Annotated in this window: 25 protein-coding genes; 5 read left to right on the top strand and 20 right to left on the bottom strand. The window is 64.9% G+C overall.

Annotated features, from left to right (window positions below):
• Nucleotides 1-34: 34 nt before the first annotated feature.
• Nucleotides 35-907 (top strand): UTP--glucose-1-phosphate uridylyltransferase GalU, encoded by an 873-nt coding sequence (gene galU, locus CA236_RS04250; protein ID WP_125944677.1) that lies wholly within the window; start codon nt 35-37, stop codon nt 905-907.
• Here galU and CA236_RS04245 read toward each other — a convergent pair.
• From CA236_RS04245 to CA236_RS04215, 7 genes are read right to left on the bottom strand one after another with little or no spacing between them, the layout of a single operon-like run.
• Nucleotides 896-1,666, bottom strand: a complete 771-nt coding sequence (locus CA236_RS04245) for a HesA/MoeB/ThiF family protein (RefSeq protein WP_164518858.1) — start codon at nt 1,664-1,666, stop codon at nt 896-898. The genes galU and CA236_RS04245 overlap by 12 nt on opposite strands.
• Nucleotides 1,657-2,094 carry a hypothetical protein gene (locus tag CA236_RS04240; RefSeq protein WP_125944676.1) on the bottom strand — a complete coding sequence of 146 codons (438 nt, stop codon included), beginning with the start codon at nt 2,092-2,094 and terminating at the stop codon, nt 1,657-1,659. The genes CA236_RS04245 and CA236_RS04240 overlap by 10 nt, the downstream gene beginning before the upstream one ends.
• Nucleotides 2,091-2,528 (bottom strand): dUTP diphosphatase, encoded by a 438-nt coding sequence (dut, locus tag CA236_RS04235; RefSeq protein ID WP_125944675.1) that lies wholly within the window; start codon nt 2,526-2,528, stop codon nt 2,091-2,093. The genes CA236_RS04240 and dut overlap by 4 nt, the downstream gene beginning before the upstream one ends.
• Nucleotides 2,525-3,757 carry a bifunctional phosphopantothenoylcysteine decarboxylase/phosphopantothenate--cysteine ligase CoaBC gene (coaBC, locus tag CA236_RS04230; protein ID WP_125944674.1) on the bottom strand — a complete coding sequence of 411 codons (1,233 nt, stop codon included), beginning with the start codon at nt 3,755-3,757 and terminating at the stop codon, nt 2,525-2,527. The genes dut and coaBC overlap by 4 nt, the downstream gene beginning before the upstream one ends.
• A complete protein-coding gene (locus CA236_RS04225; RefSeq protein WP_125944673.1) occupies nt 3,754-4,863 on the bottom strand; it encodes a hypothetical protein in 1,110 nt (369 codons plus the stop codon). Before CA236_RS04225 ends, coaBC begins: the two co-directional genes overlap by 4 nt.
• Nucleotide 4,864: 1 nt before the next feature.
• Complete coding sequence (gene ubiB / locus CA236_RS04220; protein WP_125944672.1) at nt 4,865-6,412, bottom strand: 2-polyprenylphenol 6-hydroxylase; 1,548 nt, start codon at nt 6,410-6,412, stop codon at nt 4,865-4,867.
• A gap of 38 nt (nt 6,413-6,450) precedes the next feature.
• Nucleotides 6,451-7,182 carry a class I SAM-dependent methyltransferase gene (locus tag CA236_RS04215; protein ID WP_125944671.1) on the bottom strand — a complete coding sequence of 244 codons (732 nt, stop codon included), beginning with the start codon at nt 7,180-7,182 and terminating at the stop codon, nt 6,451-6,453.
• Between the two features lie 46 nt (nt 7,183-7,228).
• On the opposite strand from CA236_RS04215, the gene mutM reads away from it, so the two are divergent.
• Both mutM and rpsT read left to right on the top strand, forming a co-directional pair.
• Complete coding sequence (mutM, locus tag CA236_RS04210) at nt 7,229-8,044, top strand: bifunctional DNA-formamidopyrimidine glycosylase/DNA-(apurinic or apyrimidinic site) lyase (RefSeq protein WP_125944670.1); 816 nt, start codon at nt 7,229-7,231, stop codon at nt 8,042-8,044.
• Between the two features lie 94 nt (nt 8,045-8,138).
• Entirely contained in the window at nt 8,139-8,402 is a 264-nt protein-coding gene (rpsT, locus tag CA236_RS04205; RefSeq protein ID WP_046411219.1) for a 30S ribosomal protein S20, read from the top strand.
• Nucleotides 8,403-8,513: 111 nt separating this feature from the next.
• Here rpsT and CA236_RS04200 read toward each other — a convergent pair whose 3' ends face one another.
• The 3 genes from CA236_RS04200 to CA236_RS04190 form a co-directional block, all read right to left on the bottom strand.
• Nucleotides 8,514-9,371, bottom strand: coding sequence for an SDR family oxidoreductase (locus CA236_RS04200; protein ID WP_125944669.1), 858 nt, complete (start codon nt 9,369-9,371; stop codon nt 8,514-8,516).
• Nucleotides 9,372-9,518: 147 nt separating this feature from the next.
• Complete coding sequence (locus CA236_RS04195) at nt 9,519-11,045, bottom strand: hypothetical protein (RefSeq protein ID WP_164518857.1); 1,527 nt, start codon at nt 11,043-11,045, stop codon at nt 9,519-9,521.
• Nucleotides 11,042-11,785: a MauE/DoxX family redox-associated membrane protein gene (locus tag CA236_RS04190; RefSeq protein WP_125944667.1), complete on the bottom strand. Its 744-nt coding sequence runs from the start codon at nt 11,783-11,785 to the stop codon at nt 11,042-11,044. Before CA236_RS04190 ends, CA236_RS04195 begins: the two co-directional genes overlap by 4 nt.
• Before the next feature lie 90 nt (nt 11,786-11,875).
• On the opposite strand from CA236_RS04190, the gene CA236_RS04185 reads away from it, so the two are divergent.
• Complete coding sequence (locus tag CA236_RS04185; RefSeq protein WP_125944666.1) at nt 11,876-12,265, top strand: MerR family transcriptional regulator; 390 nt, start codon at nt 11,876-11,878, stop codon at nt 12,263-12,265.
• A gap of 65 nt (nt 12,266-12,330) precedes the next feature.
• Here CA236_RS04185 and CA236_RS04180 read toward each other — a convergent pair whose 3' ends face one another.
• From CA236_RS04180 to CA236_RS04170, 3 genes are all read right to left on the bottom strand, one after another.
• Entirely contained in the window at nt 12,331-13,029 is a 699-nt protein-coding gene (locus CA236_RS04180; RefSeq protein ID WP_197075579.1) for a class I SAM-dependent methyltransferase, read from the bottom strand.
• Between the two features lie 769 nt (nt 13,030-13,798).
• The gene (locus tag CA236_RS04175) at nt 13,799-14,458 is read right to left on the bottom strand and encodes a hypothetical protein (protein ID WP_164518856.1); all 660 of its coding nucleotides are present in this window, start codon (nt 14,456-14,458) and stop codon (nt 13,799-13,801) included.
• A 292-nt stretch (nt 14,459-14,750) separates the two neighbouring features.
• A complete protein-coding gene (locus CA236_RS04170) occupies nt 14,751-15,911 on the bottom strand; it encodes a hypothetical protein (RefSeq protein ID WP_125944664.1) in 1,161 nt (386 codons plus the stop codon).
• A 105-nt stretch (nt 15,912-16,016) separates the two neighbouring features.
• On the opposite strand from CA236_RS04170, the gene CA236_RS04165 reads away from it, so the two are divergent.
• Nucleotides 16,017-16,520, top strand: coding sequence for a helix-turn-helix transcriptional regulator (locus CA236_RS04165; RefSeq protein WP_125944663.1), 504 nt, complete (start codon nt 16,017-16,019; stop codon nt 16,518-16,520).
• A gap of 98 nt (nt 16,521-16,618) precedes the next feature.
• Here CA236_RS04165 and CA236_RS04160 read toward each other — a convergent pair whose 3' ends face one another.
• From CA236_RS04160 to CA236_RS04130, 7 genes are all read right to left on the bottom strand, one after another.
• Nucleotides 16,619-17,239, bottom strand: coding sequence for a hypothetical protein (locus CA236_RS04160; protein WP_125944662.1), 621 nt, complete (start codon nt 17,237-17,239; stop codon nt 16,619-16,621).
• 31 nt (nt 17,240-17,270) lie between these two features.
• Entirely contained in the window at nt 17,271-17,801 is a 531-nt protein-coding gene (locus tag CA236_RS04155) for a hypothetical protein (RefSeq protein WP_125944661.1), read from the bottom strand.
• Between the two features lie 49 nt (nt 17,802-17,850).
• Nucleotides 17,851-18,363 (bottom strand): hypothetical protein, encoded by a 513-nt coding sequence (locus tag CA236_RS04150; protein WP_125944660.1) that lies wholly within the window; start codon nt 18,361-18,363, stop codon nt 17,851-17,853.
• Nucleotides 18,364-18,450: 87 nt separating this feature from the next.
• Nucleotides 18,451-19,077 (bottom strand): hypothetical protein, encoded by a 627-nt coding sequence (locus CA236_RS04145; protein ID WP_125944659.1) that lies wholly within the window; start codon nt 19,075-19,077, stop codon nt 18,451-18,453.
• Nucleotides 19,074-19,646, bottom strand: a complete 573-nt coding sequence (locus tag CA236_RS04140) for a hypothetical protein (RefSeq protein ID WP_164518854.1) — start codon at nt 19,644-19,646, stop codon at nt 19,074-19,076. Before CA236_RS04140 ends, CA236_RS04145 begins: the two co-directional genes overlap by 4 nt.
• Before the next feature lie 471 nt (nt 19,647-20,117).
• Nucleotides 20,118-21,530, bottom strand: a complete 1,413-nt coding sequence (locus CA236_RS04135; RefSeq protein WP_125944657.1) for a hypothetical protein — start codon at nt 21,528-21,530, stop codon at nt 20,118-20,120.
• Complete coding sequence (locus CA236_RS04130; protein ID WP_125944656.1) at nt 21,523-22,113, bottom strand: hypothetical protein; 591 nt, start codon at nt 22,111-22,113, stop codon at nt 21,523-21,525. The genes CA236_RS04135 and CA236_RS04130 overlap by 8 nt, the downstream gene beginning before the upstream one ends.
• Nucleotides 22,114-24,246 lie beyond the last annotated feature (2,133 nt).

Genomic DNA, 24,246 nt, shown 5'->3' with positions numbered 1-24,246 from the left:
TAAAGCGCACCGCAACTATCGGGAGAAAACAGCGATGTCCTCTTTCAAGCCGGTGCGTAAGGCCATTTTTCCTGTGGCCGGGCTTGGGACGCGCTTCCTTCCGGCCACCAAGGCGATGCCGAAGGAGATGCTGACCGTCGTCGACAAGCCGCTGATCCAATATGCGGTAGAGGAGGCTCGAGAAGCTGGGATCGAGCAGATCATCTTCGTCACAGGCCGTGGCAAGGGGATGCTCGAGGATCATTTCGATGTGTCCTTCGAGCTAGAGGCGACGATGAAGGACCGCGGCAAGGGACTGGAATTGATCGATAATATCCGGCAGGCGCCGGGTTCTCCCGTCTATGTCCGCCAGCAGGAACCCTTGGGTCTGGGCCACGCCGTCTGGTGTGCGCGTGAGATTGTGGGCGATGAGCCTTTTGCCGTTCTGCTGCCGGACGAACTGATGGTCGGCACCCCGGGCTTTCTGGCGCAGATGGTGGAGGCGTATGAGCGCGTCGGCGGCAATCTGATCGGCGCGCTCGAGGTTTCCCCCAGCGAGACTCACAACTACGGGATTATCACTCCTGGTGCCGTCGACGGGCCCCTGACGGAGGTTCTGGAAGTTATCGAGAAGCCCGCACCGGGAACTGCCAAGTCAAACCTGATGACACCGGGCCGATATATCTTGCAACCGGAAGTGATGAAGATCCTCGATACGCCGGTGAAGGGGGCTGGCGGCGAGATACAGCTGACCGATGCCATGGCGCAATTGATCGGCAAACAGCCATTTCACGGCTACACCTTTTCGGGGCGTCGGTTCGATTGCGGGGGAAAGTCCGGCTTCATCAAGGCGAATCTTGCCTTGGCACTTGAGCGGGACGACATCGGGCCCGAGGTGCGCGCCTTTGCGGAAGCGCTACTCGCCTGAGCGTGGAGAACAGGCAGGGCAGGCCGGATCCTTCGGCACACGGATGGTACGAAAGCGACAGTCCAGCAGGTCGATCAGCGTCAGCCTGCCCGCGGGATCGGCGCCGAAAGGGGTAATGGCGCGGATCGTTTCCAGTGCCGCCATGCTGCCGAGAACACCGGTGACCGGGCCAAGAATGCCCTGTTCTGAGCAGGTTGCCTCGTCGCGATCGGGTGCGCTGCCGACGAGGCAGCGGTAGCAGGGGAGGTCAGCTTCCCAACCGCGGTATACGGCCAATTGCCCCTCGAACTGGCCGACTGCAGCGGAGACGAGGGGGATTCGGAGTTGTAGCGCGGCATCAGCAACGATGAGGCGGGTCGCGAAATTGTCGCAGCCGTCCAGAATGACGTCGGCCCCGCGCAGCAGTTCTTCCGCATTGCCGGCGTTGATCCGGCGAACAATGGCCGCGGCTGTCACGAAGGGGTTGCGGCATTCGGCCGCTTTTGCAGCCTGTTCGGCCTTGAACGCGCCGGTGTCGGCCACGTCGAACAGAATCTGGCGTTGAAGGTTGGAAATGTCGATGCGATCGTCGTCGACGATGCGAATTTCGCCAAGCCCGGCACCCGCGAGATAGGCGATCGCCGGCGCGCCAATCCCGCCAGCGCCGATCACCGCGACCGTAGCCCCCTTCAACCGTCGCTGACCCGAGCCGCCGATTTCGCGCAGGATGATCTGGCGCGCGTAGCGCTCGCGCTCTTCCGGCCCGATTGTTACTGCCACTGGAACAGCAGGGATGTGCGGAACCAGCGGGTCTCGCCGACCGGCAGAAGGTTGGCGCGCGCCATGCTGAGCATCACGCCGGACGCATATTGTTCGACGGTGGGGCAGCCGATCGCTTGCGGATGGATCCGGCGCAACTGGCCGTCCTCCGCGACAAGCACTGCAAGATTGACCCGCAACCTTTTGTCGGCCGCCTCGCAGCGCCGCGCCGCGACCTCATCCCGGACGAAGGAGGAGAGGGCGGGCGGCATCGTGCGCCGGCGACGAAACTTCAGTTCGGGAAGACCGGACAGGTCGCCCGGGACGCTGGCGGCGCTTTCCTGCGTCGCAGCCACAGTCAGCGCCGGCGGGGCCTCCTCGCCCTCTGACCGGGACACGAACGCCGTCACCTGCGCCGCTTGCGCGAGTGCCAGGAGGATGACGCTCACCGCCCCGTCGACCCGAAGCCGCCACCGCCGCGATCCGTCTCGTCCAGGTCCGCGCTTTCGATCAGCGAAGCCCGCGTGACCTGCGCCGGGACAAGCTGCGCGATGCGATCGCCACGTTTGACCTCGAACGGCGAGTCACCAAGGTTGGCGAGGATCACCTTCACCTCGCCCCGATAATCGGAATCGATCGTGCCGGGGGTGTTGAGGCAGGTTATTCCATGCTTGAGCGCAAGGCCGGAGCGGGGGCGCACCTGAACCTCGAAACCTTCCGGAATCGCGATCGCAAACCCCGTCGCCACCGCATGCCGTGCGCCGGATGCAAGGGTGACATCCTCCGCGGCGACCACGTCCATGCCGGCCGCGCCCGAGGTTGCATAAGCAGGAAGGGGGAGGTCGGCACCATGCGGCAAACGGCGAAGGCTGATGGTGATCACGACACATTCTCCAGAGCGTCAGCAATGCGTGCGGCGAGACGATCCGCCACGGCCTGCTTCGGCATATGTTCCCACGTTTCTACTGCGTCCGCGGACACGAGGTGGACCGCATTGGCCTCGCCGCCCATGACGTCTCCCGAGACGTCATTGGCGACGATCCAGTCGGCGCCCTTTCGCGCGAGCTTGGCCTGGGCGTGAGGAACGACATTCTCGGTTTCAGCGGCAAATCCGATCAGGAGACGTGGACGCTGTGAGCCACGACCAAGCCCGGCGAGGATATCGGGATTCTCCACGAGACGCAGATCCGGAAGCGTCCCCGTGCCGTCTTTCTTTATCTTCTGCTCGGCCGCGCCGGCCGAACGCCAGTCCGCGACCGCCGCCACCAGCACCGCGGCATCGGCGGGGAGGGCGGCGTCGACTGCGGCGTGCATCTCGCGCGCGGTCTCGACATCGATACGGCTCACACCAGGTGGGGTCGGCAGTGACACCGGGCCGGCAACGAGCGTCACGCGAGCGCCAAGCGCCGCCAGTGCGCCGGCGATCGCGAAGCCCTGTTTGCCGGAGGAGCGATTGGCGATGTACCGCACCGGATCGATCGGCTCATGTGTCGGACCGGCGGTGACCAGCACATGCTTGCCGGCAAGGCGAGCGCCCGGTGCCGTGATCTGACCGACGGCATCTGCGGGCGCCGGCGCCAGGCCAAGCTGTCGCTCCACCTCGGCGACGATCGCTGCCGGCTCCGGCAGTCTGCCGGGTCCGAATTCGCCGCACGCCATCGCCCCTTCATCGGGGGCCATGATCCGGACTCCGTCGGCGCGCAGCCGCGCGACGTTGCGCTGGGTTGCGGGGTGCTGCCACATGCGCACGTTCATCGCAGGCGCGGCAAGCACGGGCTTGTCCGTGGCGAGCAGGAGCGTGGTGGCGAGATCGTTCGCCAGTCCGCCGGCCATGCGGGCGAGCAGGTCTGCGGTGGCCGGCGCGACGAGCACCAGATCGGCCTGCCGGCTGAGCTGGATATGGCCCATCTCCGCCTCGTCCTTCAGGTCCCACAGCGTGGTGTGGACTTCCTGTTCCGACAAGGCGGCCAGCGTCATGGGCGTGACAAAGTGGCTGCCGCCCTCGGTAAGGACGCAGCGGACACTGTGCCCGCCCTTGCGGAGCAAGCGGATGATCTCACACGCCTTATATGCGGCAATTCCGCCACCGACGATCAGGAGGATGCGGCTCATGAAGCCGTTCTTGTCACGGTGATGCGGCGTCTGTCGAGCGCTGCGCGCAGCAGATCGCGCAGCGCATCGGGGATGAAGATGAGCCCGATCAGCGAAACAGGCGCAACAAGATAGGCAAGGCCCGACAGGTCCGTCGGCGCCACGAGCGACAGGAAGAGGAGATATCCGACGAGCGTCGCCAGCACGCGCGCGGCGAGCGGATCGCGCCAGGCGGACCATCCGGCAATCGCCAGACCCATCGCCATAGCCGCGAGGGACAAGGGCGCGATCGACAGGAGCGTCGCCGTGATAAGCGCGCGAACCGCAAAGCCGAAGCCTAGGATGCCGGGCCACCCGATCCACGGCTGATCCAGCGGTCCGGTGACGGCGCCGACGGCGCGGGCATGGAACCAGAGCGCGGCGGCAAAGACGATGGCCGCGATGGCCCAGCCCAGCATCTCGCGCCCATTGCGTTCCGCCAGCGCGAATGCAGCCATGATGATGGCAAACAGCGCCGCGCCCTCATGAATCAGCATCGCGCACAGGCCGATCGCGACCGACGCCATGGTGCGTCCCGGTAAGCGAGTGGCCAGTGACAGGGCGATCAACAGCCCTGCCCATAGTTCGTGTTCCGTGACCTGCTGCCCGAGCAGCGCCGTCCCCATGCCACCCGCCGCCAACAGCGTCGCGGCGAGGCGGGGGATCGGGCGCGGCAGAATGTCGCGAAGGCGGCGCCACCATGACGCGAGCGTCAGCAGGGCAAGCGCGTAGAGCAGAAGCGCCGCCGCAACGGGGCTGACGCCGGCCTGGATCACCGACAGCGTGGGAAGCCGCACCGCGACCCAGGGCGGGACCGGTTGGTCGCCCGCACGCAGCGCGTCGATGACCGCGGAATAATAATCCGCGCCGTGGCGCAGCGCGTCGACTGTCGAGCCATAAACGATCGCACTCGCCTGATCGTCGACCGGGGCTGCGGCCTGTTGCAGCGACGGCGTGCCGAGCGCCGTCAGCGAGGCGAGCAGAAGCAGCGCCAGGAGCGCCAGGAACAGGCGCGCGCGCGGTCGCGGCAATCCCGCAAAGCGGGACGGCGCGGCGAGCAGGAGAGGGCGGCCGACGGCCGTACGCATGTCAGCCGATCATCGTCCAGGTTGCCGCAATCCCGGCGAGCGCGCTGGCGAGGCCAACCGCGGCATAGCGCCAGCCACCGCCGATACGCACGACCTCAATCTCGCGCAGCGGGGGCGCCGGCGGCGCGCCACCGGGCGGCGGGAAGCGTGCCTCGATGCGGCGGACCAGTTCGGGCAGGCGGTACAGCGTCTTCACGTCCGAGACGATGCGGTCGGCGATCGCCGCCTCCGGGCCCAATTCGGTGCGGATCCACTCCTCCACCAGCGGGCCGGCGGTCTCCCAAAGGTTGATGTCGGGATCGAGCGCGGTGGCGACACCTTCGACCATCACCATCGTCTTCTGCAGCAGCAGAAGATGCGGCTGGGTGACCATGTCGAAGTCGCGGGTGATCGAGAACAGCCCGTCGAGCATCATCCCGATCGACATTTCCTTCACCGGGAGGCCGCGCATCGGCTCCCCGACGGCGCGCAGCGCGGTGGCGAACTCGGCGACGTCATGGTGCGGCGGGACGTAACCCGCCTCAAAGTGAATCTCGGCGACGCGCCGGTAATTGCCGGTAATCAGCCCGTAGAGGATTTCGGCGAGCCAGATTCGCGCCCGCCGATCGATCCGGCCCATGATGCCGAAATCGACCGCCGCGATGCGGTTGCCGGGCAAGGCGAAGAGATTGCCCTGATGCAGGTCGGCGTGGAAGAACCCCTCGGCGATCGCCTGGCGCAAAAAGGCGTGGATCAACGTCTGGGCGAGCAGCGGAAGGTCGAAGCCGGCAGCCGCGAGCGCGTCGCGGTTCGACAGCTTGATGCCATCGATCCATTCGAGCGTGAGCACCTTGCCCGATGTGCGTGCCCAGTCGATCGCCGGCACGTGGAAATTGGGCTCCGAGGCCATGCCCTCGGCCAGTTCGCTGGCGGAGGCGGCTTCGCGGCGGAAATCGAGTTCGCGCGCGGTCCAGCGCTTGAAGGTGGCGATGACGAGTCGCGGCTGGAGCCGGGTGATCTCGCCGCCGCCGTTGCGATCCGCGGCCTCAAGCTGAGCCGCGGCCCATTCATAGGTGTCGATCGCTTCGGCGAAATCAGACTCGACGCCGGGGCGCTGCACTTTGACCGCGACGGAACGACCGTCGATAGTGACGGCGCGGTGGACCTGCGCGATCGACGCGGCGCCGACTGGGGTTTCGTCGAAGCTGGCGAAGAGGGTTTCCAGCGGGCGGCCGAGGCTCTTCTCAATCTGCGGCTTGATGACGCTGAACGGTAGGGGCGGGAGCGCGTCCTGCAGGCGCAGGAGGTCGAGCGCCGCCTCGTCGCCGACGATGTCGGGACGGGTGGCGAGCGTCTGGCCGAGCTTGATCGCGGCGGGGCCGATCGCCTCGAACGCATCGGCATAGCCCGGCTGCGCGGGCACGCGCGCGCCGAAGCGGGCGAGGCGCAGCATCCGCCGCACGCGGGGCGGCGTGTTCGGATCCTGCTCCAGGCCGCGTAGCGCACCGTGACGGGCGAGCGTGCGGCCCCATTTGAGCAGGCGCCAGCTATGGACGATCGAACTGGTCACTTACCTCTCCCGCGCCGGGGAGAGGGGACGGGCAGCGATCATATCTTCCAGCCGCTGTGGATCGCGACCAGCCCGCCGAGCAGCGGCTCCACCTTCGTCTGGGTGAAACCGGCGTCGCGGATCATGCCCTCGAACGTCGGCATGTCGGGGAAACGGCGGATCGATTCGATGAGGTAGCGGTAGCTGTCGGCGTCCTGCGCCAGCAGCTGGCCCAGCTTCGGCACCATCTTGTGCGAATAGGTGTCGTACACCTCCTTGAACCCCGGCCAGGTGGTGGTCGAGAACTCAAGGCAGAAGAAGCGGCCGCCGCGGCGGAGCACGCGACGTGCCTCGCGAAGGGCGGCGGGAATGTCGGTGACGTTCCGGATGCCGAAGGCGATGGTGTAGGCATCGAAGAAACGATCCGGAAAGGTCAGCGATTCGGCGTTCGCCTCCGTCCAGACCAGGCCGTCGATGCCGCGGTCCTGCGCCCGCTTCATGCCGACCTCAAGCATCGCGGGGTTGATGTCAGCGACGGTGATCGATGCGCCGGATGTCGCGAGCCGGAAGGCGATGTCGCCGGTGCCGCCGGCCATGTCGAGGATCTGCTCCCCGGCGCGCGGCTTCACGCGGCGCACGAAGCGGTCCTTCCACAAACGGTGCATGCCGCCTGACATGGCATCGTTCATCAGATCGTAGCGGCTGGCGACGTTGGTGAAGACGCCGCCGACGCGGGCGGTCTTCTCCGTGGCGGGGATGTCCTCGTAGCCGAAGGAGACGGTTTCGCTCATGGTCGCGGCTCTAGCCCGGTGCAGCGCAGCGGGCTAGGGGGCGCAGGTGCCGGAATTACCTGAAGTCGAAACCACGGTGAGAGGGCTGCGCCCCGTGCTGGAAGGCGCGCGGGTCGTCTCGCTGGAGCTGCGCCGGCCCGATCTGCGCCGGCCCTTCCCGGATGACCTGAGGCAGGTAATGACCGGCGCGACGATCACGAGCCTCGGGCGACGGGCGAAATATGGCCTGATCAATACCGATCGCGACCAGGCGATGATCTTTCACCTGGGCATGTCGGGGCGGTGGCGGGTCGATCCGCAGGAGCTGCTGCCGCACGACCACCTGGTGATCGAGACCGACGCAGGGCGCCGTGTCGCGCTGAACGATCCGCGCCGATTTGGCTCGGTGGACCTGTGGCCGAGCTCGGACATCGGGTCGTTTCCGGCGTTCATCGGCCTGGGTCCGGAACCACTTGGCCCCGAACTGACCGCCGCCGGCCTTAAACAGGCGCTGCATGGCCGGCGGGCATCGATCAAGCTGATGCTGCTCGACCAGCGCATCGTCGCGGGCCTCGGCAATATCTATGTCTGCGAGGCGCTGTACCTGGCGCGCATTTCCCCCAAGCGCGCGGCGGGGCGAATATCGCTGGCGCGACTCGAGCGACTCGTCGAGGCGATTCGGGCGGTTCTGCTGTCGGCGATCGAAGCGGGCGGATCGTCGCTGCGCGATTATGCCCGGCCGGACGGCGAACTGGGGTATTTTTCCAAGCAATTCGCGGTTTATGGCCGCGAAGGGCAGCCGTGCGCTTGCGGCGGAACGGTGCAGCGTTATGCAGAGGGCGGACGTTCCACCTTCTGGTGTCCGACGTGCCAGCGCGGTTGACCAAGACGAGCGATATCGTTAAGGGCAGCGGCTTCCAGGGCGATGGGTGTTCCCGCCGCCCTTTTTTCATCGACCGATATTTCGAGGACTGTAAATGGCGAACACGCCGCAAGCGAAGAAGCGCATCCGCCGCAACCAGCGCCGGGCCGAAATCAATGGTGCGCGCGTGAGCCGCATCCGCACCTTCGTGAAGAAGGTCGAGGCAGCGCTCGCAGCGGGTGACAAGACGGCCGCATCGGCAGCCCTTGCAGCGGTTCAGCCGGAACTGCAGCGTGGCGTCGCGCGTGGCGTGCTCCACCGCAACACTGCCAGCCGCAAGTTCTCGCGTCTGACCAAGCGCCTGTCGGCGCTCGCCTGATCCAGCGGGCCTTCCCGGAAAAGGGGAGGCCGAGGATAGCGAAAAGGCCGGGTGGCTTTGGTGCCACCCGGCCTTTTGCCGTGCGCGCTCCTCGCGTCGCGACTCGCCCGATCAGAGGAAGGCGCGGCCGCCGGTGACCGGGATGGTCGCGCCGGTGATGTAGCTGGCCTCATCGCTGGCGAGCCAGACATAGGGCGGCGCCACCTCTGCCGGCTGGCCGGCGCGGCCGATCGGCGTGTCGCTGCCGAAGTTCTTCACCTTTTCGACCGGCATCGTGGACGGGATCAGCGGCGTCCAGATCGGGCCCGGCGCGACCGCGTTCACGCGGATCTTGCGATCGGCCAGCATCTTCCCGAGCCCGGCAGTGAAATTGTAGATCGCGCCCTTCGTCGTCGCATAGGCGAGCAGTTGCTCGCTGGGATCCTCGGCATTGATCGAGCTGGTGTTGATGATCGAACTGCCCGGCTTCATGTGCGCGACGGCGGCCTTCGCCAGATAGAACATAGAATGGATGTTGGTGGCGAAGGTCACCTGCCATTCTTCGTCGGAGATATCCTCCAGCCGGGCGAAGGTGGCCTGATGGGCAGCATTGTTGACGAGGATGTCGATCCGCCCGAACCCCTCTGCCGTCTGGGCGACGATGGCGCGGGCATGGGCGGGATCGCTGATGTCGCCGGGCAGCAGGATTGCGCGACGGCCAGCGTCCTCCACCAGCCGCTTGGTCTCCTCGGCATCCTCATGTTCGTCGAGATAGCTGATCGCCACATCGGCGCCTTCACGCGCATAAGCGATCGCCACCGCGCGGCCGATGCCGCTGTCGGCGCCGGTGATCAGCGCGCGGCGATCCAGCAGTCGGCCGTGACCGACATAGCTGTCCTCGCCATGATCGGGCCGGGGATTCATCGCGGCGGTCCTGCCGGGCATCGGCTGCTGCTGTTCGGGATAGGGCGGTTCGGGGCGGCGGGGCATGGCATTCCTCATGTTGGGGGGTGCCCTCAACAAGTCCCGGCGGCGCCGCGCGTTCCGCCACCAGCGGCCGCTGCAAACACAGATCAGCCCATCCGGTCGCTGCGCATCGGTTGATGCTGGCAGCGACCGGCGGGGCGGGATCGCGCGCTAGCGAATGGACCGGTTGCCGAAGTTGACCCGGGTATAGACCATGAAGCTTTTCAGCCCATCGTCGCCGTAGAAGGGCTTCAGCGCGTCGGGATAGGCATAGGCACTGGCGAGGCCACCGAAGGCGAGGCGCACGTCGCGGGTGACCGGCACTTCGACCTGATAGCCAAGGCTGAGCTTGTTCACCGTGAAGATGTCATGGTGAAGCGGGTTATCCTCCCCGAACAGCTCGCCCTGATCGTTGCGTTCTGCGCGGGCGTAGACGGTGTGCTTGTCGTCCCAGCGAATGAGGCTTTCGGCGAGCCAGGCGTTGAGCACCGGGCCGGGCTGCAGATCCTTGCGGCTCCACGCGACGGTCGTGGCCCAGTTCGCGCCCGGCCCGAGCGGCTTGTTCCACGTCGTCGAGGCGGTGGTGCGCTGCTCGTTTTCGTCAGGGTGCAATTGTTCGGGCGATTTCAGGAAGCCGGTGGACGCCTGGAGCGACAGATTGGCGGTCGGGTTCCAGAACGCACGGACCGACCAGCTGTCGAGCCGTGGTGTTTCGATGTCCCAGCGCTTTTCGTCCGGCTCGCGGCCCTTGAAGGCGCTGGCCTCGATCTTCCAGGTGCGGGTGGAGAAACCCGCCGTGATGACGCCCCAGGTGATGTGGGTCGAATCGAACCAATGGTGGCCGAGCGGCGCCTCCGGATTATCGAGACCGGAGAGGCGGTGCATGAAGGTGGGCGGGCCCAGCGCGGGCTCACCGGGGAGGCCGGCATAAAGGAACGCCGCGCGGCCATCGCCCAGATCGTGGGAATAGCTGACCGCAAGCTCCATGAAGAGATCGTGCGGGTGCTGGCGATCGACCAGCTTGTTCACGCCGTCCGCCGTTTCGCCAACCGCGAACAGCAAGGGATAGCCGCGGCGACCCATCAAGGGATCGAGCGACAACATGCCGCGAAGGCCCAGCCGGCCATGCTCACCGATCGGGCGGTTGGCCATGACCATCGCCATCGATTCGACGAAATTGTGCCGTTCGCCGCGCGGGCCGCCCTGGTCGGAATGAACCAGCGTCGCATTGCCCTGCGCCATGCCCATCCAGTCGCCGGCGTGGAACATGGTGGCGAGCACCGGCGAGCTATCCGGCTGCCACGCCGTTCCCGATGCCTCGCGGCTCATCCCATAGGGGCCAAGCATCGCCGGCATCTGATGATCCGCGCCATGGTTCATCGCGGCGGCGCCATGGGCGGCATGATCCATCATGGGCGCGTCGTGTTGCGGTTGCTGGCCGTGGCTGCTGTGGGCGGCGTGCGCGCCCGCCTGAGGCGTTACGGCCTTGCCCATCTCGTGCCCGGCGTGGGGGGCGCCCTGCGCGGCCGGGGTGGCGGGTGAGGGCGGTGCTGCCGGCGTGGCAGGGCCGGTGTGATGATGGCCATGGCCTTGTGCCGTATGGGCCGCGGCGGCGGCGGCCTGCGCTGGCTCCTGCGCACGGGCGGCCGCCGGGAGGGCGATCGCAGCGCCGGCGACCAACGTCATCATCGTCTTCATCGTACAAGCATCCAGATCGCCATCCCAAGCATGAAGAGGTTTTCGGTAAGAGAGACAAAGCCAAGCGGCACGTTGCTCGACCCGCCGACACAGGCGCATTTCAGCGTGCGCCGATCGATATAGACCGCCTTGAACACCGACACCGCGCCGACGCCGCCGAGCAGCAGCGCGAGCGGGATCGAGATCCAGTCGAGCACGCCCGCCGTCATCAGCACCCCGGCCAGCGCCTCCCCGAAGGGATACAGATAGGCATAGGGCACCCAGCGCCGGGCGAGCAGGTCGTAGGAGAGGAACATGGTCGAGAACCGTTCCACGTCCTGCAGCTTCAGCAGCGCCAGCACGCACATCGACAGGCTGACGAACCACATCGCCGCCTGTTCGGTAAAGGGACTGCCGAAGGCGGCGAGGCTGGCGGCAAGCGCCATCAGTGCCGTCATCGCAAAGACCGCGATCACCGGGCGGTAGCTGGTCTCTCCCGGCGCGGGCATCCGCTCGCCCAGGAAGCGTGTCAGATCGTCGTTGCCGCCGATGCGCTGCCCGTCGATGAAGGTCTGCGGCGTGGTCTGTACGCCGTGCGCCGCCTTGAACGCGTCCACCTCCGCGCGGGTGCGCAGCGGGCGATCCTCGACGACATAGCCATGACGTTCCAGCCGCCATTTCGACTTCAGGCCGGAGGGGCACAGATGGTCGGGCAGCACCATCCGGTATAGAACGGCTGTCTTGTCGCGCCGCATGGTCATTGAAGCTCCTTACGCGCCGGTCCTTGTTCGGTGCGTTCGGAGGCCGATATAGGTTCTGTACTATGGTACGGAGTCAATGGGGTGGCAGGCATGGGATCGATGACGATTGCCGGACTGGCGCGCGAGGGCGGCGTCGGGGTCGAGACGATCCGTTATTATCAGCGCCGCGGACTGCTGAGCGAGCCCGAGCGGCCCGCCAACGGCGTGCGACGCTATGACGGCGAAGATGTGCGGCGATTGCGCTTCATTCGCGCGGCGCAGGGTGCCGGTTTCTCACTGGAGCAGATCGGGGAATTGCTGGCGTTGGACGCTGCACAGGACCGGGCGCGTGCCCGGGCGCTGGCGGAGGAGCGGATTGCCGAGTTGGATCGCCGGATCGCGGACCTGCAGGCGGCGCGCAACTGGCTGAGCGAGTTGGAGCGCGACTGCGCCTCGGGCAATGCCGGGCCGTGCCCGATCCTGAAGGCGTTTGCGGGGTAGCGGGCGCACGTTCTGGTGCGCTCGCCGACAAGGAAATGAAGGGCGCTGACGCGCGCCGCCGGGCGTCAGCGAATGGCGATCAGTGACTTGGTCAGCCCCATAACGCGTTCGCGCTCGATGACGGCATCGGGAAAGAGATGCTGCATTTGTCGTGCGGTCAGGAGGTTGACGGACTGCACGTTCGCGATCGCTGCACCCACGTTGTCCTGGCGGGCGCGAAAGCCAAAGCCGCGGCGCATCAGCAGTTCCATTCGCAACGCCTCCGGCAACCAGTGAAACCCGAGGGTGCGGAAATGCGGCTCCAGCGGGAACCACATGTTCGGGGTTTGAACAAAATAGTGTGGGGCGAGGCGGCGGACTTCCGCAGCCATTGCCGTCATCTCGCGCCAGTGACCGACATGCTCGATCACGCTGTTCGAATGGACGATGTCGAACGTGTTCGCGGGATGATCTGCCATGTGGCAGGCGTCGCCGGGGCGCAGGTGATAACATCCGTCATCCAGTGTCGGGGCGCCTAGGTTGACGATGGTGATATCGAGATCGAGCCGTTCCCAGACTGGTCTGGTCGTCTGCCAATAGGCCTTTGACCCGCCCAGATCGAGCACCCGGATCTGTCGCCCATCCGTCAGACAGTGCCGTTCCATATGATCGACAAAGCGCTGGAGCCGCCTTCGCCGGTAGGATGAGCCATCGATCTCTGCCTCGATCTCCTTGTCGGCGCGGGTCGTGGGCGCAGCGAGACTCACCATCGCCGACTCGCGCATAGACCACGGGCGCCGAGGGCAGCGAACAGCTTGTCGGGGTAGGCGGGATTATTCCTCCCAGTCGTTTCGTCGCGCGCGCCTAGCCACCGCATGAAGTCCCCCCTTGGTCAATCGCCGCCGGGTTGCAGCACGGTCACCTGCGGTCGGCAAGGTTGCAGGTCGGTCTTCTCGTCCGATACGGATGAGAAAATCCGGCGAGCTCTGTTGGATACCGCTTGCGGCGGGAGACGCCGTGATGCGGTTGATCTTGATCGGCGGCGGGAGACGCCTTGCACCGGCAGCGTGGCACGCCCGGAGGCTGTGCGCTGGTGACCCCTACGGGAGGTGGATGCAATTGCTTCATCCTAGCAAAATCAGATACTTAAAAGGCTCGCCCACAATCGATCGTAGTGGTTTCGTAGCACGTTGCCGTTCCACCTCAAAGGCCGAACGTCCTTCGCCAGGACCAGATCGGTGAGGTTGGTGATCATGCAAATTTCTTACGTGCGTGAATTCTCGTCCCTATCAATGTGAGGTGCCTCGCCGCTGCCGATCGCCCAATATGAGCGCAGCTTGACGTCCGCCAGCTGTCACGCCGGACTGCGGGTCTTGGAACTGATCAACCAATGGCCGGCCGATATCCCGTGCTTCTCGCCCATGGATGAACTGGCAAGGTTTTGGAAGAACGGCTATTTCTCGGTGGCCGCAAGCGATGTCTGCAATTTGGTCACTCGGCATGAGAAAGGCAGCCGAGGGGTATCGGCTGCCTTTCCATTTGCCCTGTGACGCGTCAGCAGTGCCGTTTGCGCCTCGCGCGGACGCCAGCGGCTGCTGCATCGCGCGCGATGTCGTCGAGGGCTGTTGCCACCGCAACCGCGCCTGTCTGGTAGCCGAGCAGCACGATCGCACCGATCTGCTCGAAGTTGCGATCGGCGTCGAACCAGGTGCAGAAGCGCTGGCGGGCGGCGGCGGACGTGAAGCGGTGCTGATGCAGCACGTCCTGCCGCGTGCCGTTTGAACCGTCGAGCACCTTGCCGAGCAGGATCTCGCAAGGATCCTCAGCGATATGCACGAACGTCCCGCTAACCGTCTCGAACGGTTCAGCGGCGATGAGCGCCCGCATGTGGCGGTCGAACGTGGCGTGGCCGACAGCCTTTGCAAGGGCGCCCCAAGCCTGCCAGCGGTCGCGGCGCCGGGCGAACCAGCGGACCGCCGCTTCGAGGGTGCGCCGATCCGCCATCTCGCCCACCCAGTGCGGCGTGAACGACCGGCCCAGTCCGACCTCGTGCGTATCGGCGAAGAGAAGGTAGAAGCCGTTGCGATCATCGATGAGCACCTGATGGCGGTCGTGCGCATCGATCGTTTGAAGAAACATGGTAGTATCCTTGGCGTAAGCTCGGCGTTGGCAGCCGCTGCCGAATTTCATCCGTCGAATGACCTTCGAGAGCACCGCTCCAACCGCTTCCGCATCGTCGCCTGCTGGCGACGCGGGCACGTCCCTCGTGCCTGTGAGCCCTATCACGCTGTTAACGACGAACTCGTCTTGACAGCTATCTGGGGCTCGATACAATCGGCCTTCGCCGCTCTTGATTTCATCCTTAGGATTACATTCATTCGAGCGTACGAAGTCCTCTTCAACCGTCGCTTATGCGACGGCCATAGAGCGCTAGCATTCTTGCCTTTCGGATCCGGACAAAGTCTATCGGCACCGGCCATCTATCCGACATGCTAGCACGCCGACATCAGCGGCGTTTTGCGCCCTTACCAGGCCTCCTTGCGCCGGTTCCGAAAACCTTCGTGTACGCCAGCACGATCTCTCCCTGGGAAAGGCTGCGCGGGCCCGAGACATTCTGGTAGAAGGGCGAGAAGTCGAGACTCGCTATTCTGCTGCGGACCCGTCCACGAATGAAGTAATAGCCCTTCGGCTTCGCGAGGTCCTTGTCACACACGCGACCGGCATGAAAGCCGTTGCGCCGGATCGCGAAGTTCGCATTCGCCTGGCCGGTGAAGCAGAAATCCGGATGGGTCTTTGGCAGGATGCGGACCGCGCGGGGCGTCGCTTTGCGCTCCCAGATCTGGAAGACGGTCGGTACATCGTGATCCTGGCCCCGGAAAATGTACGAATTCGCCGGCAGGCGTTGATCGCACACGAGATCGAAGTTGGCGTCGATGCGATTCTGGATTCCAGCCTTGCGGATCGAGAGCGGCAGGATGAATGCGATCACTTCGACGTCGGGGCAGCACGCGGCATGTTGGATGAATTTGAGGGCCATGCTGGCGGCGTGCCCGAATGGCGGGTTACCGATAACCGCGACCGGCTTGCCGGGATCAAGCCGTGAGGACAGATTCCGCTCGAGGAAATCGGCAGCGAAAACACCCGGATACTTCGGGTCGAGATCGATACCAAGCCTGCCGAATGGCATGAGCGAATAGAAAGCTCCATTGCCCGCGCACGGATCGATCATCTGATGCCGCTGGGTGCCGTAGCGGGTGCGAAAGGCGCAGTAGCAAAGCTCCGCGATATCGGCTTTCGTGTAGAATTGATCCAGCTCGTCGCTGCGGTCGACATTGTCGTTGGTCGCGATACGACAGGACGGGCTGAGGTAGCGGTGACGAAAGAAGCCGGGAACAACCAGCTGATCGTTTGCCGCCCACGCAGTGACACGGCAGTCCGCGTAAGCGTGCCGATAGGCGCTGGGCTGGGTGCAGCCATCGACGACCTCCTGCCCCGGGATCGAGACGCTGGTCATCGCATCGGATCGCTCGGGTCGCAGACAGTGGCGTGCGCTGATGTTGCCGGTCGCGGCAGTGGTGTCACCACTATGACCGCGGACACAGGTCCACATCGTCCGACCGTTGCCGGACGTATCGCATTCGCTGATGATGCTCGCTGCCTGCCCCATGGTCTTCCCCGTTCCCCGTCATGATGGATGGGCGATCTGCGCCCTTGCTTTCCGATGCTAGTCCGGGGGGCTTGCACACGGCAGTAGCTTGGGCAAAACTGTCGCATGGCCCACAGAAATAGTTTGACGCCGCGTGCCGCCCGACCGGACGACCTGCACCAGCAGGTGTCCTCCACGCGGAAGGGGCAAGACTTGAGCAAGGCGACACTTGCAACTAGGGCGCGCGTCTCGCTGCGCACGGTACAACGGCTCGAAGCGGGGAAGGCGGTTTCGGCGGACAAGATCCTGCGGATCGAGCAGGCACTAGGACTCGGCCGTGGCACGCTGGTACCGGGATGGGATACCCGAGCGACGGTGCTCTCCGATGCAATCGGGCCACGTGTCCGCGAACTGCGACGTGACCACGGGCAGACGTTGCTGGAGCTGGCCACTATGCTCGGAACCACCGTGTCGACGCTGTCGCGCATCGAAAACGGACTGCTCGGTGACGTCGACCGCTGGCCTCTCCCCATCGCGAAGGAACTGGCGTCCCTGTTCTTCTCGACCCGGCGGCATTTCGATGACTGGGTGGAGGGTCACGGCCCGACCCCGCGACCCCGACGACCGTAAGGTGTGTGGCTTGATACGGGTAGTTGCCCGGAACCATAACCGGGTCAGCGGTCGGAAGGGAACGCGGTGCGGCGACCTGTCCACCCCGGTATTCGATCTCACGCAGCGTCGATCTTCGGCATGTCCGGGCGGTTGGCGCGGCACCAGTCCTGCCATGCCTTCTTGCCGGCACCTTCGTCGCGGGGCGTGCACCATTGATGCCGCAGCGAGTGCCACAGCTGCTCGGAGCGAGGCGTCGGAATACCAAACTGGCAGTTGAGGCTGTCCTGCTCGTTCCTCTCCGCCTTGGTCCGCCGTTCGCGACCTGCCAGGATCATCCGGCCCATCCGGTACTCGACCGGTGCATCGAATAGGTGATCGAAGATCTGAAACGCCGTTCGTTCGGCGACGACTTGCGCTGCGCGCTCGATCGCGTCGCGGTCGCTCTCCGTCGCATGTTCGCGCGCGAGGCTTTCCAGATCGGCGAGGAACGTGTCCCTGTCGACGATGACCATTCGGTAGCCTGCCTCGAGTTCGGTGGCCAGCCGTTGCAGGATGGTGCCGTACCCGCACGTGCCTCTGGCGGTCAGCCTGACCATGGGGCGGAGCTCGAGGCGGAAGCGACCGTCAACCGAGCGGTGGACGACAAGCGCGTCATCGATGGCGCTCAGGTGGCGGCGATAGTCCTTCGCGCCATAGATCGCGAAAATGACGATGAGTTTCGGCGGATGGTTGACCATGGGAATCTGTCCTTGTTGTGGGGTGGCCGGCTCAGCGGCCGAGGTTCTGGGGGAGGGGGCGCGCATAAGGTGAGCCGCCGAAGACGAGCGACTGGAGCAGCGCCTGTCCGGCAGCGATGCCGAGCAAGAGATCGACCTTGTCGCGGTACGGTTTGTGGGTCGCGAGCCGGACGCCCTTATGGTCGATCGCAGTCGCGGGACCTGCGTCGTCCTGCGCTACGAGCCATGCCCCGCGCTTTGGCTGCACCCACAGTCGCCTGGCCTTGTAATGATCGAGCGTGCCGGTGTTGTGCAGGACCGCATCGATCTCGAAGGCGTGGCCGCTCAGCATCCGGTCGGTCCATGTCGCGATCACGCTGAGCCCGTGCTTTGCGGCGAATGGCTTCAGCGCGAAGGGATCGAGCGGGCGACCTTCGTCGCCGGCGGTGATCGCTAGACCGCAGTGCGCCAGCATCAGTGCGGTCGGGACGTTCGGCGGGTAGATCTGCTTCGCTTCGCCGCCGACTAGGTGGAACAGCGCGTTGATCGCGCGCTCGCGGTAGGATCGGGCTTCCCTGATCATCTTGAGGACCTTCCTTCTTGCCGGATCGACCGGCACTTTCCATCGACCCTCATGGGCTCCCCACCGCAGCTACCTCCTCCATCCAGCGCGCCGCGCGCCCGAACCCGGCAGCGCGCTCCCCGGCGAGCACCCAGGGCAGTCCGCCGAGGCGATGCAGCCGGTTGGCCAACTCGAACCCGAGCCGATCGCCATCGTCGCTCGAGGGCACGAGCCACGCCGCACCGCTTTCGGCGAGCCAGAGCGCAAGCGGGCTGGTCCAGACGGTTTCGCTTCGCGCCCACGTCGCCATTGCGAAGACGGGTGCGCACTGGTGGGCACGCGATACGATCAGCGCATCGCTGCGCGTCTCGCGTACGACCGGGTCCAGCTGTCGTCGTGCGAAGGGCGGTCCTGCAGTCGTCGGCACCAGCATCAGCTGCGCTGCCTCGACGTAGAGGAACTGGGTGAACGCCGTCTCCAGCAGTGGGCCGCGGCCGAAATGCCATCCTGCCTTTGCCGCGAGGACGAGCGCCATCTGCAGCGCGCGCGCTTCCGCTGCGGCGCGCTTCTTGTCGGAAGCCATCCGATGTTACCTTTCCGGTAGATTGTTCGGTTGGACGAGCGGGACCTCGCCATCTCGGTGACCGGTTATGGTCGCCATCATTGATGCTCACATCGCCGCGAGCAACGCGTCGAACCTGCTGCGAACCAATGGCCAGACCCGGTCGCCGTTCAGCGCCGCGACATAGCCGCCCCAGCCGATCCCGCTCAGCGACCGGGGTGCAAGCAGCAGGTGGCAATGCGGTGTCGCGGTGTTGGCGACCAGTCCTGGCACATGCTGGATCGCGAGGGCAGGGGCCGAGAACTCCTCGACAAGGTCTGCCGCAAGGCGGTGCGCGACACGCCAGCCATGGTGCAGCCGCGTCGGGGTCCAGGTAAGCGTGACGTAGGTTAGCAGCGCCTTGCCGCCAGGGACATGTGCTGCGTCGATATCGCTGAACAGTGTCCGGGGACAGGAGAGGCGGTCATCGGCGTCGTGCGGTAGGATCACCTCGTGCCGATAGGCACCGGATCGCCAGGGCTGATCCGTCTCGTCTACCTCGATGAGCAACTTTGCTGCGGCGAAGGCGGCGGCGCTATTTGCCCGGCCGCGATGTTCAGGCCGTAGCGTTCCGACCATGCACCGGGGACCGATGCTGCCGGGCGGATCCCCCGACAGCACCAGCCACGTATGCGGATTGCCCTCGCTGAGCGGGATCCCGTCGTTGATCACGACCGGTTTTGCGGCGGCCATCACCGCACCGTCAGTGGCTGGAGGAGCCGCGCAAGGTCGCGCGCCGCCCAAACGACACCCCGATGGCGATCGGCGAGCGTCGGGTAAGGCGGGACGATCTCGAGACAGAAACCATCGCATCCGACCGACACCGCCGGGCCGAATCGTTCGGGCACCAGCCAGACGCCGGCTTGGTCGCGGTACAGCGCATAGGCCGTCTCCGCCCACACCGCGCAAGGCAGCGAGCCGAGTGCGAAGTCCATGCCGACCGGCGCATCGCCGCCCGCAGCGCAGATGCGCAGCAGCACCACGTCGAGCCGATGCTGAACGGCGATGGGCTCGAGCTGGTCGGCAAACATCGGCCATGCCGCCGCCGTCGTCGCGACGAGTGCTTCGCGCTCGGGGACGAGGACCGCGGTGCCGGGCAGTCCCTCGACGCGGACATGGTCGTGGGTGTCGTGGGCACCGAGTGCTTCGAGCAGCAGGCCGGCGGCAATGCTGTGCGCGCTGCAACGTGGCAGAGTCATGGTATCCATGAGAAAGGACTTTCGCTGGCGTGGCCGCCCGCCATCGTGGCGAGCGGCGAGCCCCATCCGATTTCACTTCATCTGGGGGGCTCATCAGCCCGGGCAGTCTCCTTCTGCAGCAACGCTGCCCTGCTTCAGCGCGACAGCGCTGCCGCCTTCCGGAACCGCGTCGAAGCACGGTGGAGGACCTGGCGCGGCCACGCGACACCAGATCCGGTCAGGTCGCTGCGCGAGTTGCCCGGCAGGCGAAAGGGGTGTGGTAGCCCCTATCGCCTCGCGCGCGTGCGCGCGTGAGAGCAAGGTAAAAATGGGTCCCCCACTTTTACGGTATTGCGCCCGATTCCGTGTGAGCCTGTTCGAGGGGCACACGGTTTCGTCCTTGTGAGGCTGCGAGAAGGCGGTTGTTAGCCGAAGCGAAGCGTAGGTTAGCTGTCCGGCGGCCGTTGTTAGGTAGGTTGAAGCTGGAGATGAGGTTTAGGCGATGACGGTCAGGTGACTATTGGCCACCTGACCGTCATCGATAGACGCGCGGATGGCTTAGCCGAAGGTTCGGTGCATTGCGTCGAGGTCGACTGCGGCAAGGCCGCCGTTGAGCGCAGCCCTCATGAGGGGCGCGATGTCGCCGAGCGGTTCAGCCGCCGTCGGCAGCAATCCAGCATCTTGCCACTGTTGGCGTGCCTTCCAGTGCGGATAGTCCGTCATCAACGCCGCCATTGCTGCGGACGCAAAGATCGGTAGATGTTCGAGCGGCGTGCCCGGCGGCGGAGGACCGACGGTCATCGCATGGCTGTCGATGCGATCGGCAATGCCGGTCAGGACGGCGTTGATCCGAGGATCTCCGGTCATGGAAGATTCACCGAGCACGCCTGCTCCAACAGTGATGTTCGCGCTGCGGACGATATGTGCGCCGCGCTCAAGACGCGTCCGGCTCGCCATCAATTCCGGCAGCAGCAGCCGCAGCCGTGCATGATGCTCGGTCAGATCCGCGTCCGGATCGACAGGTGTGTCGAGATAGCCGGTTGCGGCCTCGGCCAGGCGCTGGATGTCGGCTTCCTCGTCCTGGTCCTTCTCCCGCCCGTACCGCTGCCGGGCGACGGCTAGCAGTCGCTCGACCGCTTCGTCGATCCACGGCGAGAAGACATGGCTGCTAGAAGCCGTCTGCTCGGTCGCCGCCACCAGCGCGTCGATCGTGTCGGCGAGCTGACGTTCATCATGGCCGATAAAGAATGTTTCGATATCAGCACCGCGCGGGAGACTGTGCGTCACGTTCTCGGTGGTCCGCTCCGCGAGGTCCGACGTTGCGAACCGCGCGGTCACCTCGGCGACTGCCTGACCAAGGGCTTCGACATACGCCGGATTGTCGGCCATGGCATCCATCTGGCGCTTGGTCTTCGGCTGTAACGGATGTACCGCGAGCCCGACGACCCAGGCAGGGCCGAGTGCCTGCTTGGCGCAGACTGCCTGCTGCAGGTCACGGTACACCATCGATGCCGTCATCATTGCCGCCTCGGTATAAAGGGCGGCGTTGCTGGCGAGGGAAATGCGGACGCGGTTCACCCCGTCGCGGTACTGCGAGACCATCCGCGGCAGGAACACGCCGGCCGAACCGGTCGAGCGTTCCTCATCGCCCTTGCGCTTGGCCCGGTAGAAGGCGATGTCGAAGCCGCCGTTCGCCTTCGCCTCGATCCACGCCTGCGGAAGCGGACGCGGCCCGGTGAGCGCCCGGACAAGGTCTAGCAGAACATCTCCTCGGCCATAGGGCGGCTGCCCGCCGAGGCGACGAGCGACCGACTCCTCGAGCTTGCCGTGCAGGGTGACGAAGCGCTTAATAAGGTCGGTCGCGACCTCATCGGCGGTCTTGAGCAGGTGCCCGTCGGCATCGCGCATCGCCATCAGTTCGCCGAACAGCCGACGTTCCTCGGCCGTGAGCCTCACGAAGAAGTCAGCCATGTCGCTTCCCCCTCCTCGGATGGCGCGGCTTGATGGGGATCGCGGACGCGGGCTGACGCAGGATGATCGCGGCGATGTCGCGGAGCTGTTCGTCGGATAGGCAGGCATAGTGCCGCCGCGTCACCTGATAGTCGTGGTACAGCGCATTGATCGTGTCGATGACCTCGGCATACAAATCGAGTTCCTCGCGCAGGTGATCTGCGTCGCGATACTCCCGGTCCCGCCGGCGTTCCTCGGCCAGTTCGACCTGCGCCAGTTCGACCTTGACGGCGAGCTCGAAGACCTTGGGCAGCAGGTCTGCGAGTCCGTCATTGTAGCGCAGCAGCCGATTGGTGAGCGCGCGGCGGCGCTCGTCGGGGTAGGTTGTCCGCAGGCGCGGATCACCGAGGCGGTTCTCGTCACACACGCCGCTGACGTCCGTCGCAAAGCCGGCGCGACGTTCAAACAGCTTTTCCACCATCTCGGTGGTTTCGTCGATTTCTGCCGCATAGCGCGCGGCAATATCGTCGGCGACTTCGGGTTTGAACCCGAAACGGTCGCCGTGGCGCTCGATCAGGCCGAGCGCGAAGGGTATGATTTTCATATATGCTCCGTTCGTCGAAGGTCGTCGGAAGGGACGATCGACTTACGGAGCTACCCAACCTTGCAGCGGACGATGAACGAGGCCGGCGTGCGGTCGCACGGGTACGCGATCTGCGAAGTCCCGATCTCGCACCCACGCCACTGTCAGCGGCGTATGAACGATGTTCTCCCACAGGATCAGAAGCTCTCCCAGCAGGAAAGCAACGATCTTTCGCAACGAGGATAGCACAGCGCTCACAACACGAAGCTACTCGCTTTCGCGACCGCGAGCAATTACCCCTTTGATTCCGGCCAACTGCGAAATGCGCCAGTGCTTGCTCGGGACCCACCAAGCTCGCTCATGCGATGGCGCTAGATCACCGGGCAAGGCTTGCCCAGCCCGATACGCTGGCTATCCAAACAAACGGCTGACGTAAGCGGGCAGTACGCTGCCGCTACTGTGGGATCCCTCATCAGAAATTTGATCTGGAACTTCGGCAAGACCGTACGTGCGGTCTTTGGGTGGAGGGCGGCCGGTCCGCTTTCGGGCGCCGCGCCGCAGTAACGGCCGTTCGTTCAGGCGCGGGCTAACGTCTGCAGTTGGCCAGTTCGAGACATTCAGCCTCGTTGATGTAAACGTTATATTCTTTCGAAATTCGCCATTTTGTGGCCCAAACCTGTCGGTTGGCTCGCCCGAGATCATGCTTACGTGGTCTCGGCTGGCGCCCAATCACGTTGCGAATCGAGAGCCTCAATTGCGTCGTTGGTCATTGGAACCGCCGATTGCTGGCCGCCTATGTCGAGGCCCAGGCGATCGCGTGTTAGCGACTGTGGCTCGCGGTCGAGAGCAGTCCCGTTGCGGTCGCAGCGTTTGATGCATGGCTCGCCGGCTGACCGCCCAACCTCTCACTGCTTTCCGACACGAGCGACCTAGCCCGGCGGTGTCGCCGCCCGGGACCTTTTGAAATGCAGACTTCAATGAACACTCTTTATGCTTCGCGTCCCTTCAATGTGCGTTACGCGCCAACATAGCGGACGCTATACCCTGGAACTGCTCCGCACCCACCGAACCGCCCAGTCGAGCTGGCTCTATATCAGTCTATCAAACGCCGTCACGGTATCGACGACTTCGGGCCGACGCCCGACTGGTCGCGTCGCGACGACCTCGTCGTCACAGGTCGTTCCGCACCCGCCCGGGCGAACCTGCCGTCATTGGGGGGAATGGGCTGTGGATGCTCACGTTGCTACACTGCGACCCGACGAACCGGCTTGCGCACACGCGGTGGGCTCGCTGCCGCTCGGTGAGGGCGTCGCCGGTTGGCGAAACCTCGTCGCGGGCTATTCAGAGAACCATCTCGTCTCGCAAGGGATGGTCTGCGATTGGGCGATTCACCCTTTCCCGAAGGTGAGGGCCGGCCCGCGATCCTGCCGCAGGTTCACATGATCATCACTACGCGCGTTTACGATTCAACACATGTCGATGCTGGGCGCGTCCGCCAGACATGGGTCAGAATGGACAAGGCAAGAAAGTCTCTGATCGGAAAATGGTGGGCCCAGGTTGGGATGTAACCAGCGTATACGTTGGCTGCTTTATCATTTCGGTAGCGGGCGATTGCTGAGCCATCTTACCAAACAGTTCAGGCAACTCGTGCCTTATAAGATGTCATAACATCAAAAGGTCGTGTAGCTGATAGTCCGTAATCTCCGGAATCCAAGCACTGAATTCGAGTGAAAATGGTTTGTTTGAAAGGTACGCCGATTAAACCATGGGCGCACTCGGCATTGATATGAGCGGGCTCTCTTGATTCACCACTCTTGCTCAAGATGCAGAACAAAACGGCGCGTTGTATTTACCAACATCGAGCCAACCTGCCGGTATGAAGACCGCCGAACGATCTATGTTAGAGGTCGTCGCGTTATTCCTGAATATCCTTTGCCTAGAATCCGCGCGGCAGTTAGCTGCGGCATCGTCTTCGCCGCGGTCAGCGGCAGAACTGCTTGAACCGTTCGGGTCGCGACATCCTCCACAATCGCGTGCCGCTGCCGCCCGCAGGAATAAGAGAAACAAACATCGGGTCGAGCTCGCAGCAGGTCTCCAGTCTGATGCTTCCAGAAGCAGAAAGCCGGGGCGAAGCAAGCTTCTTCAGCGCGCTAC

It is taken from the genome of Sphingomonas sp. ABOLG (assembly GCF_003950435.1).
Lineage (GTDB): Bacteria > Pseudomonadota > Alphaproteobacteria > Sphingomonadales > Sphingomonadaceae > Sphingomonas > Sphingomonas panaciterrae.
The sequence above is the reverse complement of the archived record's forward strand: the minus strand, read 5'-3'. Positions and strand labels throughout refer to the sequence as shown.